Source organism: Bacteroidota bacterium, assembly GCA_016183775.1.
Lineage (GTDB): Bacteria > Bacteroidota > Bacteroidia > JABDFU01 > JABDFU01 > JABDFU01.
Genome location: JACPDY010000049.1, coordinates 1 through 13,520, shown reverse-complemented (window position 1 = coordinate 13,520; position 13,520 = coordinate 1). Strand labels below are relative to the sequence as shown.

At 41.0% G+C, this 13,520-nt stretch carries 12 protein-coding genes; 2 read left to right on the top strand and 10 right to left on the bottom strand.

What is annotated here, in order from left to right; all coding sequences use genetic code 11:
* Positions 1 to 380: 380 nt before the first annotated feature.
* The 10 genes from HYU69_06610 to HYU69_06565 form a co-directional block, all read right to left on the bottom strand.
* Positions 381 to 1,349, bottom strand: a complete 969-nt coding sequence (locus tag HYU69_06610) for an SRPBCC domain-containing protein (GenBank protein ID MBI2270018.1) — start codon at positions 1,347 to 1,349, stop codon at positions 381 to 383.
* Complete coding sequence (locus tag HYU69_06605; GenBank protein MBI2270017.1) at positions 1,346 to 1,666, bottom strand: metalloregulator ArsR/SmtB family transcription factor; 321 nt, start codon at positions 1,664 to 1,666, stop codon at positions 1,346 to 1,348. Before HYU69_06605 ends, HYU69_06610 begins: the two co-directional genes overlap by 4 nt.
* Before the next feature lie 368 nt (positions 1,667 to 2,034).
* The gene (locus tag HYU69_06600; GenBank protein ID MBI2270016.1) at positions 2,035 to 2,202 is read right to left on the bottom strand and encodes a hypothetical protein; all 168 of its coding nucleotides are present in this window, start codon (positions 2,200 to 2,202) and stop codon (positions 2,035 to 2,037) included.
* On the bottom strand, positions 2,199 to 2,579 hold the full coding sequence (locus tag HYU69_06595) for a hypothetical protein (GenBank protein ID MBI2270015.1): 381 nt from the start codon (positions 2,577 to 2,579) through the stop codon (positions 2,199 to 2,201). The genes HYU69_06600 and HYU69_06595 overlap by 4 nt, the downstream gene beginning before the upstream one ends.
* A 218-nt stretch (positions 2,580 to 2,797) precedes the next feature.
* Positions 2,798 to 4,033, bottom strand: coding sequence for a threonine ammonia-lyase IlvA (ilvA, locus tag HYU69_06590; GenBank protein ID MBI2270014.1), 1,236 nt, complete (start codon positions 4,031 to 4,033; stop codon positions 2,798 to 2,800).
* Positions 4,034 to 4,240: 207 nt separating this feature from the next.
* Positions 4,241 to 5,281: a ketol-acid reductoisomerase gene (gene ilvC, locus HYU69_06585; GenBank protein ID MBI2270013.1), complete on the bottom strand. Its 1,041-nt coding sequence runs from the start codon at positions 5,279 to 5,281 to the stop codon at positions 4,241 to 4,243.
* Between the two features lie 46 nt (positions 5,282 to 5,327).
* Positions 5,328 to 5,855 (bottom strand): acetolactate synthase small subunit, encoded by a 528-nt coding sequence (gene ilvN, locus HYU69_06580; GenBank protein MBI2270012.1) that lies wholly within the window; start codon positions 5,853 to 5,855, stop codon positions 5,328 to 5,330.
* A gap of 205 nt (positions 5,856 to 6,060) precedes the next feature.
* Positions 6,061 to 7,788, bottom strand: coding sequence for a biosynthetic-type acetolactate synthase large subunit (ilvB, locus tag HYU69_06575; protein MBI2270011.1), 1,728 nt, complete (start codon positions 7,786 to 7,788; stop codon positions 6,061 to 6,063).
* 10 nt (positions 7,789 to 7,798) lie between these two features.
* Positions 7,799 to 9,475 (bottom strand): dihydroxy-acid dehydratase, encoded by a 1,677-nt coding sequence (gene ilvD / locus HYU69_06570; GenBank protein MBI2270010.1) that lies wholly within the window; start codon positions 9,473 to 9,475, stop codon positions 7,799 to 7,801.
* A 10-nt stretch (positions 9,476 to 9,485) separates the two neighbouring features.
* Positions 9,486 to 10,376, bottom strand: a complete 891-nt coding sequence (locus HYU69_06565) for a branched-chain amino acid transaminase (protein MBI2270009.1) — start codon at positions 10,374 to 10,376, stop codon at positions 9,486 to 9,488.
* 995 nt (positions 10,377 to 11,371) lie between these two features.
* On the opposite strand from HYU69_06565, the gene HYU69_06560 reads away from it, so the two are divergent.
* Together HYU69_06560 and HYU69_06555 are read left to right on the top strand one after the other, a co-directional pair.
* Positions 11,372 to 11,770, top strand: coding sequence for a hypothetical protein (locus HYU69_06560; protein ID MBI2270008.1), 399 nt, complete (start codon positions 11,372 to 11,374; stop codon positions 11,768 to 11,770).
* A 77-nt stretch (positions 11,771 to 11,847) separates the two neighbouring features.
* On the top strand, positions 11,848 to 13,520 hold a 1,673-nt coding region (locus tag HYU69_06555; protein ID MBI2270007.1), incomplete at its 3' end, for a hypothetical protein.

The following is a 13,520-nucleotide window of genomic DNA, read 5'->3' as shown; positions in this document are numbered from 1 at the left end:
CAGTCCGCAGCCTCGTTCAACTATTTGTTCGTATTCTATTTTTTCTGTTTCCATGATGCTATATTGTTTGATTATAGCACCAAAGTTAAATGTTCATTCCTCTTTGTGTTTGTTAAATCATGAATGCTTCATCTGTATATATTTTTATAAGTTACTGTTGGTCAGATGGAATACGCCATATTCATTTTCGGTTTGTATGCCGAAGGTATATGGCTATTTCATATCTACTTGTTTTCTATTTGAGTTTATATCGTAAAATAATTTTTCGTGGGCTTTAGTGTTTTGGTGCCTGCCTGTAGGCAGACAGGCTTTAGTGGCGAGTGATTTTAGCCACCAAAACACGAAAGCACCAAACCTGTTTAAATAGTATTTTCTGCAAGCTATTTTTTTGTTGCGAAATTTAACATCCAATTGATCCCAAATTTATCCGTAAAACTACCAAAATAGGCACCCCAGAACATATCCTGCAATGGCATTGCTATATTCCCGCCTTTCGATAATTCATCAAAGATCCTTTTGGTTTCCACCCTTGTTTCGGGCTCTAATGAAATATGCATATTGTTTCCCTGTATAAGGGTAAAGCCCATTTCCTTAGGCGCATCTGTTCCCATTAGAATATGATCACCAACTATGGGTAGCTCGATATGCAGAACCATTTTTTTTACTGCATCTGCAACAGGAGGATGAGCGGCATCAGCAGGCAGATCGCCAAATCGTTGAATACCATTACCTGTGAATTCAGTTTTAAATACCGACCTGTAAAACAAGAACGCTTCTTCGGTATTACCCGGAAAATTCAGGTAGGAACACACTCGCGCGGAGCTGTCAGTACGCAGCTGTTTCCTGAGTTTGAACTGCGCTTCGATGTATTGGTCGAGGTTGCCAAGGGCCATAGTGAAGCCTTCTTTAAAGCCCATTTTAATTGTCTCTTCCAGTTGAGCCAGATCATCATACGAAATGCGGAACTCCACAAGCGTTACATCTCCTTTATCAGTAAAAATGACCTCCCATTTTGACTGCGGCATATCTTTATTCACTTTACCTTCGGCATCCGCAAAAGCATCAAGTACGGTAAATTTTTTATGAACCTGTATCTTCTGGTAATTTGCTACAGCCCAATGCTCCTCACCTTTTGGCCCTATCATTGCATAATGCCACTTGCCACCTTCCCGAAAATCCATTGATCCTGTTTTTGATTTCCATGGTTTCGGCGCCCACCATTGGTCGAGAATTTCGCTTTTTGTGTATGCATCCCAGACTAAAGGGAGTTCTGCGGCAAATTCTCTCTTTATCGTTATCGTTTTCTCTTTCTTATTTACAGTAAAATCGAAGAATAGATTGTTGTTCATTTTTTATTGTTTTTAATTGTTGCTAATACATTATCAAGTTGATTAAAGCGGTCTTCCCAGATCTTACGGAATTGTTCGAGCCATTTGTCAATTTCTTTCATTTTAGTTGGATTCAATTGATAGTAGATCTCGCGGCCCGAACGCTCCTGTTTTACAAGCCGGCATTCGGTTAATATGCGTAAATGTTTTGAAACAGCCTGCCTGGTTATGTCAAAGTGTTCTGCAATAGAATTTGGTCTCATGGCCTGCAAGGCGATAAGTAATATAATAGCCCGTCGGGTCGGGTCGGCAATGGCCTGGAAAGCATCTCTTCTCATTCTATTAATTATTTATTATGAAACCAATCGGTTGCAAATATATGAGCAAAATTTGATTTTGCAAATAATTATTCGTTTTTTTAAGTAAAATATCAGGTAAGTCTGTATTATACTTTAGGGGAATTGCGTGTCTGTCTGTCGCAAAATGCAGCTATTGTATTATGATTTTGTTTGTATAAATTTCTTCTCTGCCATTATTCAATAGGCGTATAAAATAAAATCCCCTGGGATAAGATGATAAGTCTACTTCATACTATCTGTTGAAAACACATTGCTGCTAACCATAACGGTTGGCGGCTTGGCAAAGGCCACTTTAATAAGCGTTTAGTTCATGCGGCTTTTGCCAAGGTGTTGTTAGCGGTAGTTTATTACGCAGCAATTCGCTTTCTTGACTTGCGAGGAGTTAGATGCTTTACTTTGGTTCTTGATTTCAGTTTTTTAATGAAATCACTTAAGGCAAGTTCTTCAGTTTTTGATAGAGGTTTACTTTGAATAAAGTCAACATCTAATTCGGGGGAATTTTTTATTGATTTCATGCTGTGTGATTTTTGAAATATTTGTTAACGAGTTTTTTAGCGGAAACATTGTCAATTACCATCAGGTGTCCGCCAAAATGGTGCGCTCCTAATGTTTTTACATAATGATTAATGAGTTTTGTTTTTGCTTCAAATGAAACAAATCCATCTCCGCCTCTTTGAAATGATAATTTGCAGGCAAAAGCAACTAAATTTCCGGGAACGCCTTCGTATATTTTTTCTTTGCCTCTATTGAAAGGAGCATTTTCTATTAAATGAATAAATACATGATCTGGTCTAATTGTAAAGAGATTTGCTAGAATAAATACAATTACAACAAAAAACAGTCGGAGTAAAAGAAGTTTAGTGTTTGATTTTCGATGAAGTAATGTCGTCATGATTATTCTTAATTGGCCTTGCCCCTAACAAGTTTATAACCGTATTGCCGATATTTCCATTTCAATATCAGGCACCCGTCACCTTTGCTATATAGCTAAATTACAATTAAATAGCACATAAGCCGATTTGTAACCGCTTTGAAAAATTGATATTTGAAGGAATGGCCGTATAGTTAAACGTATAATTATACGTTTAGTATCGGCTAAAATAGGAGTGATCATGTAATATACTCAAACAACTCCGGCTTATCATTGATGTATTCAAAAACAATATGTTTCTGTTTCATTTTATTGAGTAAAACTTCGAGGCTGGCTTTTTCATTTAACTCGAGGCCTACAACCGCCGGTCCCACTTCCCTGTTATTCTTTTTTGAGTATTCGAAATAGGTAATGTTATCGTTGGGACCAAGTACATCCACAACAAATTCACGCAAAGCTCCTGCCCGCTGCGGGAAACGGATAATAAAATAATGTTTCAGTCCCTCGTAAAGCAGGGAGCGCTCTTTGATCTCTTCGGTGCGCACAATATCGTTATTACCGCCGCTCACTATGCATACCACATTTTTTCCTTTTATCTTTTCTTTATACAGGTCGAGTGCAGAAATAGTGAGTGCGCCGGCGGGTTCCACCACCATTGCTTCTTCATTATACAGTTTAAGTATGGTGGTACACACTTTTCCTTCGGGAACCAACACAATGTCGTCGAGTGTTTGTTTACATATCTCAAATGTTTTTTCACCCGAACGTTTAACGGAGGCGCCATCCACAAAACTTTCAATTGAATCAAGCGTTACCGGCATTCCTTCTTTCATCGCCTGATACATGGACGGAGCGCCCTCAGGCTGCACACCAATAATTTTTGTTTCAGGGCTCAATTTTTTAAAAACTGAAGAAACTCCGGCAGCGAGACCACCACCACCGATAGGAATAAATAAATAGTCTATTCGTTCCTTAACATCCTCCAATATTTCCAATCCCACTGTCCCCTGCCCTGCTATTACCTCATCATCATCGAAGGGGTGAATGAAGGCGCAATTGTGCTGCTCTGAATAAAGCAAGGCCGCCCTGTAAGCGTCGTCAAATGCATCACCCACTAAACTGATCGTGATCTGTTCTTTGCCAAATAGCTTTACCTGTTTTATCTTTTGCTTAGGTGTAGTTACGGGCATAAAGATCACACCTTTTATTCCCGATAAATTACAGGAATAAGCCACACCCTGCGCATGATTGCCGGCGCTGGCACAGACTATACCACTCTTCAACTCTTCTTTTGTTAAAGAACTTATTTTATTATACGCGCCCCTTATCTTATAAGAACGCACCACCTGGAGGTCTTCACGCTTCAGGTATATTTTCGCGTCGAACTCACCGGATAAATTCAGGTTATGCATTAATGGAGTATGCGTTACAACTCCTTTTAATTTTTCGTGCGCCGCTTTTATTCTTTCTAACAAAACAGGTTGTTTGGTTTCAGGTTATTTGGTTTCAGGTTATTTGGTTTCAGGTTATTTGGTTTCAGGTTATTTGGTTTCAGGTTATTTGGTTTCAGGTTATTTGGTTTCAGGTTGTTTGGTTTCAGGTTCTTAACCAAGAAACTTGAACCTGAAACCCTGAAACTTGAAACCTGAAACCAAACAACCTGAAACCAGCAAACCTTATAACTATTCTGGTCTTAATTTCCTTACCTGTGCTCCTGCCTGCCATAGTTCAGATTCACGTATGGTAGTGAGTTCCGATTCAAGTTGTTTACGGTAATTTTTATCGCTGCAGGCATCGATCACACGTTTCGCTTCTTTGCCGGATAATACACTTTCGTATAATTCATTGAACAAAGGCAATGTAACATCCCTGAATTTTTCTTTCCAGTCTAAAGCCCCGCGCTGAGCCGTTACAGATGTGTTGGCAAACATCCAGTCCATACCATTTTCACCAACCAGCGGAACAAGGCTCTGGGTGAGCTCTTCAACCGTTTCGTTAAACGCTTCGGAAGGCGAATGTCCTTTTTTGCGAAGCACCTGGTATTGTGCTTCAATGATGCCCGCAAGCGCGCCCATTAACACACCGCGCTCACCGGTAAGGTCGCTCAGCACTTCATTCCTGAAATTTGTCTCAAACAAATAACCGGATCCTACGCCGATTCCCATTGACAAAACCGTATCCAACGCTTTGCCTGAGGCATCCTGGTAGATAGCGTAAGATGAATTAAGCCCTTTACCGGCTTTAAATAATCTCCTGAGACTTGTTCCGCTTCCTTTGGGAGCAACCAGAATCACATCCACATCTTTTGGCGGAACTATTCCTGTTTGATCATTAAATGTAATTCCGAACCCATGAGAAAAATAAAGGGTTTTACCTTTTGTTAAATACTTTTTCACCAGCGGCCATAATGTTAGCTGTCCTGCATCGGATAAAAGAAAGCCAATGATAGTTCCTTTACTTAAAGCCGTTTCAATGTCAAACAGGTCTTTTCCTTCCACCCATCCGTCCTTCAACGCCTTTTGCCAGGATAATGAATCTTTACGCTGACCAACAATCACGTTAAATCCATTATCTTTTAAGTTCAAAGCCTGACCGGGCCCTTGTACACCATAGCCGATCATGGCAATGGTTTCATCCTTCAGGATCTGCCTGGCTTTGTCAAGTGTGAACTCTTCCCTGGTCACTACATTTTCTTCTACTTTTCCGAATTTTAATTTTGCCATTTTATTTATTTTTAATGTCGCCCCTGCCTTAGGCGGGGAAACGGGTTTATACTAATTCAATTTCTAATTCTTTTAAATAAGTTTTCAGCTCTTTCATAGGTTTTGTTACCACTACCCTGCCCGATCGTGCAAACTCAAGCACTCCGTATTTTTCCAGTTCAAGGAACAGCTTTTCTGTTTCTTCCTTCGTACCTGTTTTTTCAATTACGATATATTCAGGTTCCTCCACAAGAATACGCGCATTATTTTCCTTAACAAATTTTGCCGCTGCCGCATGCGAAAGTGTTTTGGCCGACATTTTGTACAGAGCCATTTCCTGGTATATCACTTCGTGATCCTCATGAACAAAGGCTTTCAATACCTCCGTTAGTTTTTCAACCTGGCGGGCCAGCTTGTCCACCGCGTCTCTCGTTGTATTCACAACAATGGTAATACGCGCCACACCTTTCACTTCGGATTCGGAAACGGTTATTCTTTCAATATTCATTCGTCGCCGGGTGAATATGATAGCTATCCTGTTCATCAAACCGATCTTATTTTCGGTGAAGACTGAAACTGTAAATTGCTTTGTCATTTTATTTATGTTTAATTATTAGTGTTTAAATCGAATAACATCATTACATGCGATTTTCAAAAAGCATTTGGTGAAATCTGCCGGCAGGCAGGTTTGGAGCGTTTGTGTTTTAGTGGTTAAATTTCATTTGCCACAAAAGCCTGTCTGCCGACAGGCAGGCACAAAAACATTAAAGCCCACCAAAGGATCTTATCCGACATAATCTCTATTCTAATCGTATTTCCGCAACACTCGCCCCTGTAGGAACCATAGGGAATACATTCTCCTCCTTTTCAACCACCACTTCCAGTAAATAAGAACCTTTGTGATCCAGCATTTTACCGATTGCCGCTTCAATATCACTACGCTCAGTTACTTTAGCGGATTCGATGTTAAAACCCTTTGCGATCATTACAAAATCAGGATTGATCATTTCCACAGATGAATAACGTTTCTCATAAAACAATTGCTGCCACTGGCGAACCATTCCTAAAAAGTTATTATTGAGGATAACTATTTTAACGGGCATTTTCGATTGATTGATCGTGCCCAACTCCTGCAGGGTCATCTGGAAACCGCCATCCCCGATTATCGCGATAACATCCGATCCCGGCTTCCCTACCTTTGCGCCTATCGCGGCAGGCAGGGCAAATCCCATTGTTCCCAGACCCCCGGAAGTTATATTCGTATTTGGTTTCCTGTAATTATAATATCTTGAAGTCACCATCTGGTGCTGACCAACATCCGTTACAATTATGGCGTCAGCACTTGCCTTTTCTGAAATCAGGCGTACCACTTCGGCCATCTTTAAACCCTTACCGCCGGGATACAGGTCATGTTGTTCAACCTTTTCATACTCCAGCTTCTTACAATCACGGAATTCCTGCATCCATTTTTCATGAGAGGCCTTGCTTACTCTTTCTGACAAGGCTTTCAGGGCTTCTTTCGCATCGGAATTAACAGCCACATCCGCTTTAACTATTTTATTGATCTCTGACGGATCAATTTCAATGTGAATGACTTTTGCCTGCTTCGCGTATTTACTTATATCCCCCGTAACCCTGTCGTCAAAACGCATGCCCACGGCTATCAGCAGGTCGCATTCATTTGTTTTAATATTTGGGCCGTAGTTGCCGTGCATTCCCAAAAAACCCACATATAATTGGTGATCAGTTGGTATAGCGGATAAACCAAGCAGGGTAACAGCAACAGGTATTCCTGTTTTTTCAGCGAACTGTCTGAGCTCATTTTCGGCTCCTGAAATTAACACTCCATGCCCGGCAAGGATGAATGGTTTTTTTGCCTTGTTTATCAATTCAACCGCTTTATCCACATCGCCCATATTTAATTTTGGATACGGACGATAGCTGCGGATCTTTTCACATTTTTCATATTTATAATGCAGCTTACCAAACTGCGCGTCCTTTGTTATGTCGAGCAATACAGGTCCGGGCCGGCCGGAACGGGCTATATAAAAAGCCCGGGCTACAGCCGCAGGAATGTCTTCGGGTTTTGTTACCTGCAGGTTCCACTTAGTGATGGGCATAGATATTCCTATCACATCGGTTTCCTGGAAGGCATCCGTTCCGAGTAAATGGGATGCCACTTGCCCTGTTATACAAACCAACGGTGTTGAATCTATCTGCGCATCAGCTATACCAGTTACCAGGTTGGTCGCCCCGGGTCCGGAAGTGGCAAAACACACACCCGCCTTATCACTCACCCGTGCATAACCCTGCGCCGCATGCACCGCACCCTGCTCATGCCGGACAAGAATATGATTGATCTTATCCTGGTAATCATACAGGGCATCATATATCGGCATAATGGCTCCGCCGGGGTATCCGAAAACAGTATCCACACCTTCCTCCAGCAGCGATAGAATAAGGGCCTCGGCGCCTGTTATCTGTTTTGAAGATTTTGCTTTTTCCTTTGACAATTCCTTTTCAAGCATTTCCATTTTTTTAATTTTTATCAGTTATACAACCTTCAGAGGCTGATGTAACACATTGAACATATTTATAAAGCACACCCTTTGTAGCTTTTAAAGGCGGCTGTCTCCATGCTTTTTTTCTTTTTGCCATTTCGGCGTCATCGAGATGAAGTGTAATTGAATTGTTTTTAGCGTCAATGGTGATTTTATCTCCATCTTTTACCAAGGCGATCGTTCCTGCCTCAAAAGCCTCGGGCGTAACATGGCCCACAACAAATCCATGACTTCCCCCGGAAAAACGGCCATCTGTTATTAACGCCACACTATTGCCCAGCCCGGCGCCCATTATAGCGGAAGTCGGTTTCAACATCTCCGGCATTCCAGGCCCGCCTTTAGGACCTACATATCTTATCACAACCACATGACCGGGTTTCACCGCTTTATTTTTGATCGCGTCAATTATTTCAAATTCATCTTCAAATACAATGGCTGTACCTTCAAAAAATTCGCCTTCGTTACCTGTAATTTTTGCCACGGCACCTTGTTCCGCGAGGTTGCCATACAATATCTGTATATGTCCTGTCGATTTAAGAGGCTTCTTTACATCAGCTATCACTTTTTGTCCTTCACTGAGGCCTGGTAGTTTTTCTAAATTTTGTTTTATCGTTTTGCCGGTCACTGTTAAACAATCTCCATGCAGATAGCCCTCTTTGAGCAAAAGCTTCATTAATGCAGGGGTTCCACCAACCAGGTGCAGATCTTCCATCAAAAATTTCCCACCCGGTTTCAGATCGGCCAGGAAAGGCACTTTATTGCTGATGGCTTGAAAGTCATCCATCGTTAAGTTTACATCAACAGCTTTAGCCATCGCTATCAGATGAAGTACAGCGTTTGTTGAACCGCCCAGCGCCATTACAACCGTTACCGCGTTCTCAAACGCTTCACGTGTCATAATATCTTTAGGCTTAATGTCTTTCTCCAGTAAATTTCTCATCGCCTTACCGACCTCCATACATTCGGCCTGTTTCTCTTTACCCAATGCGGGATTGGAAGAACTGTAGGGCATACTCATTCCCAGCGCTTCAATGGCTGATGCCATGGTATTGGCAGTATACATGCCGCCGCAGGCACCCGCTCCCGGGCAGGCATTTTTAATTACATTTTTAAAATCTTCAGGAGTTATTTCTCCCTTTATTTTTTTTCCCAATGCTTCAAAAGCAGAAACGATATTCAGTTTTTCACCTTTATAATTCCCCGAATGTATAGTGCCTCCGTAAACCATTATCGAAGGGCGATTGAGCCTGCCCATTGCCATTACGGCACCAGGCATATTTTTATCGCACCCCACCACGGCAATTATACCGTCATACCACTGAGCTCCGGCAACCACTTCAATTGAATCGGCTATAACATCGCGCGACACAAGCGAATAACGCATACCTGTTGTTCCGTTCGATATGCCATCGCTCACACCTATTGTATTAAATATTAATCCAACCAATTCGCTCTGGCGAACGCCCTGTTTTACAACCTTCGCGAGATCATTGAGGTGCATGTTGCAGGTATTACCTTCAAAACCTGTGCTAACAATGCCTACCTGCGCCTTGTTCAGATCCGCTTCGGTTAATCCTATACCGTAAAGCATGGCTTGCGCGGCGGGCTGGGTTTCGTCCTGGGTAATTGTTTTGCTGTATTTATTGAGTTCCATATTATTTAAATTAAACCGCTTTCATTTTTTTTTCCTGCTTACCTGTCACCAGATTCTTGTATATGACCTGTATCCTTCGTCCAAGCGAATTCTCCCATTTTAACCTGAACAGGCGATCATTTATCGATTCAATCCCGGCCACTTCGGCGGCTGTACCAGAAAAAAATGCGCTGTCAGCATCTTTTAACATTTCAGGTGTAAAAAAGGATTCTTCCACTTCAATACCCTCCTCTTTAGCGATTTCCAAAACCGTAGCGCGTGTAATTCCCATCAATATATTGCCTTTGGGCGCGGTAAACAGCTTACCATTCTTTTCATAAAAAAAGTTAGCCCCGGAAGCTTCCGCCACATGACCGTTCATATCCAGCAACAATGCTTCATCATATCCTTTGGATTTTGCTTCGGTGGTTGCAAGTATAGAATTGACGTAATGCCCAACGACTTTGGCTTCCACATGACATGATTTTGGATTCGGACGCTGATAGGAAGACAGCATTACACGCGTAAGCTTATCGCCCAGGTAATTCGCCCATTCCCAGGCCGCGACAAATACATTTACATCATTTACGGGACCCAGCTGCATGTTCTCGCCGAGATAAACGAGCGGACGTATATACGCGTCGGAAAAATTGTTCTTTTCCAATACCTCATAAGTAATGTCTGTAAGTTCATTTACAGAATACTTCATTTTAATATGCATTTTTTCAGCGGAATAAAGCAAGCGTTCAAAATGTTCCCTGCTTTTGAACACTTGTGTTCCGGTTGAAGTTTTATATGAGCGGATACCTTCAAATACACCGTTCCCATAATGCATGGTTTGGTTAAAGAGTCCTGCATGGGCATCAACTGCCCTGATAAATTTCCCGTTCAGGAAAACAATTGTTTTGTCGTTATAGTACATGGTGTTGTTGTTAGTTGTTAGTTGTTAGTTACTATTTTTCTCAATTTGCTGAAATTTATATTTCTGACAAAGACAGCAAACATCGAACAACATTTCTCATTTAAAACAAAAAAACCATTCCTTTTGGGGAATGGTTTTCAAAATTTTTCTGTTCTATTTTAAACCATACCCGGCGTAGATCTATAAATGATCACGAAAAAAATAAAAATGGTTAGTATGGTGTTTATGTGTTTCATTTTCTAATTGGGCAAATGTATGTAAAAATATTAATCACACTGACAATATTAACGGATATTTTTTTCATAGTCTCCTATACCTCTCTTTTGACAAGTATTTCAGAGCGATGGCTGCTGCCAATTGTTACTCAAAATTGTGTTTCTACTAATACATATATTGGATCAATTACAAAATAAAACCAAAAAAGATCTAAAGAAATGCAAATTGAAGATTTTTTGTTTTCATTAAGTATTATCAAAATTATGAGCCTATTAATAGCTGCGGGTATATTATTTAAAATGGCGTATAAAATCAGGGATGATCGCTGCTTCTTTTAAAAGCAGGAACATTTTGAAATCTATCATAACTAAATTCCGAAATCACAAATCAGCCACACCGTAAATTCACTCTTCAATAATTAATATAACTTTTTACACCATCAACCAGAAACGATCCACTGAACTCATTTTCTCCGATCTTTCCTGCTATTAAAGTAACTATGATCCATTTTGTAGTCATAAAACACTATCAGCAAAAAAGTTACTAACAGGTATATATTGCTTAACACAAAAATATTAAGCCTCCATTATCCCATTTTTTATAACTAAAAAAGCAATACACTTAAGTGTTTTTTGTTGTTGACACTTAAGTGTTTGTGCATGTAATTGTTAATATGTTTCAAGCACAGTAATTTAAATTGTAATATAATTGCCACTGAAACTGTTTAATAGAAAAAACAGTAAGCGTTTTACTTAACTATAAACACAATACAATTCATCATGATAGAATTAAAAATATACAGCAAAAAAGTATGGGTATTCCTTCTCTTGCTATTTGTTTCATTTGCTGTCGGTGCTATGCAGCACATTAAAGTTACACCGAAGAATCCTGTTCCAATCGATTTTAAAATAACAATTCTCATAACCGATACCACCCAGGTTAGCGGAATAGAAGTAAGCCTGGGAACTACAAACAGTTCGCCCAATGATATTTTGCATTACACATTTGTATTCGATGTAGCCCTTGGCTTACCTGCGGGATTATCATATTCAAGATCCGAACAAACCGTCGAATTAACACTTGGCTCATTTACGGAGAATGCGGAATTGTATGGCCAATACATTATTGTACATACGGATGGAACAAGGTCAGAGCCCGAACAATTCAGTCACAGATAACAGATTATTGAATTTAGCCCGATCGCAGCAAAGAAAAAATTTGAGCAACACACAAAATAATATTTAAATACCATACTATGAAGAAGCGTCACACCCTGCTTTTATTGGCAACCGCTGTTTTCTTATCCCTTCAGCTGTTTTCCCAAACTACTTATCAGAAATTAATCGGCGGAGCGGTTGATGAGAGAAACACATATTGCTTTGAAGCCGCTGATGGAAATATACTGATCGCTGGTCATACAACAAGCGGTGGCGCGGGTGGTGAAGACATATTTGTGATGAAAACAGATACTATGATGAACATTATCTGGTCAAGAACGTATGGCGGACCAGGCGATGATTACCTTGTTGATCGTCTTCCTATCGCCCAAAATACTTCACCCTACTACCCAACCCCTGACGGAGGTTTTTTTCTGATCGGCTTTACGAATTCATTCGGACAGGGGAGTAACGATTTTTATTTATTACGGATAGACAAAGATGGTAACCTGCTTTGGTCAAAAACATATGGCACTCCGGCTATTGAACGCGGAGTTACAATTAACCGTTACCCGAATGGCAACCTGGTTCTTGGAGGAGATGTGGAAGAAGGACCATTTGGTGGAAAGGATGTTTTCCTGATCATAACAGATTCACTTGGCAATATGATCAAAAATCAACAAGTGGGAAAGGGTGGTCACGATCAGTTGTTTTTTGCTCAACCAACGATTGATTTCGGCTACATCTATGCCGGTGCCACATCATCCGAAGGCTCAGGTGGATTCGACGCTCATCTTGTAAGATTTGACATAAACGCGAACCCTGTTTGGAGTAAAATTTATGGAGGCCCCGCTAACGATAGTTATAATGGTGTGATCGAAATATATGGAAGTGCATTTTTGGCCGTAGGTTACACCCAATCCTTCGGTGCGGGTTCGCATGATTTTTTACTGAGTATGTTTACCGACAATGGCGACCTGCTGTGGTCCAAAACTTATGGCGGTACGAACAGCGACATTGCCGACCATGTTATCCAGACAAGTGATGGAGGTTATGCTATAGTCGGAACAACGCAATCTTTCGGTGGGGGTGGTGCGGATATTATGGTTGTCAAAACGGATGCCAATGGCGATCTGCAATGGACTAAAACATACGGAGGTGCCGGTGAAGATATCTCACGTTCAATCGATGAGATTCAGCCCGGCGGTTATCATATCTGTGGTGCTACATCAAGTTTTTTGACTAACCCGGATCCCGGCATGGGAGGATATGAGTCGTATGCTATACGCACTGATGCGAATGGCAATACCGGTTGCAACGAGTTTTCTGTTACCCCGTCTGTTTCATCCCCGACATTAACCACTAATTACTATTTCCCCGATACAACGAATACCGCAGGGCTGGAAGCTTATGCTCCCACACAAACCGACACAATTATTTTCTATCAACGGGTGCTTTGTGAGAATATACCACAACCCACAGCTATAAATTACACTTGGAACGGAAGCGGCTCCGGAGGTTGGAATAGCCCTACGAACTGGACACCAACCGGTATCCCCACAGACATTGATAATGTAACAATTGTAACCGCGCCTAATGCGCCATATATCAGTTCGAATCCTGTAATCGTTCATAAATTGATAATGAACAACGATGCGGGTTTAACCGTAAGCCAAATATTGACAGTGACCGATACCCTTGAATTGATCAGTGGTATTATTTCTAACACAAGTCCACTTAATTTAAACAACAATTCCGTGGTCATCGGCGG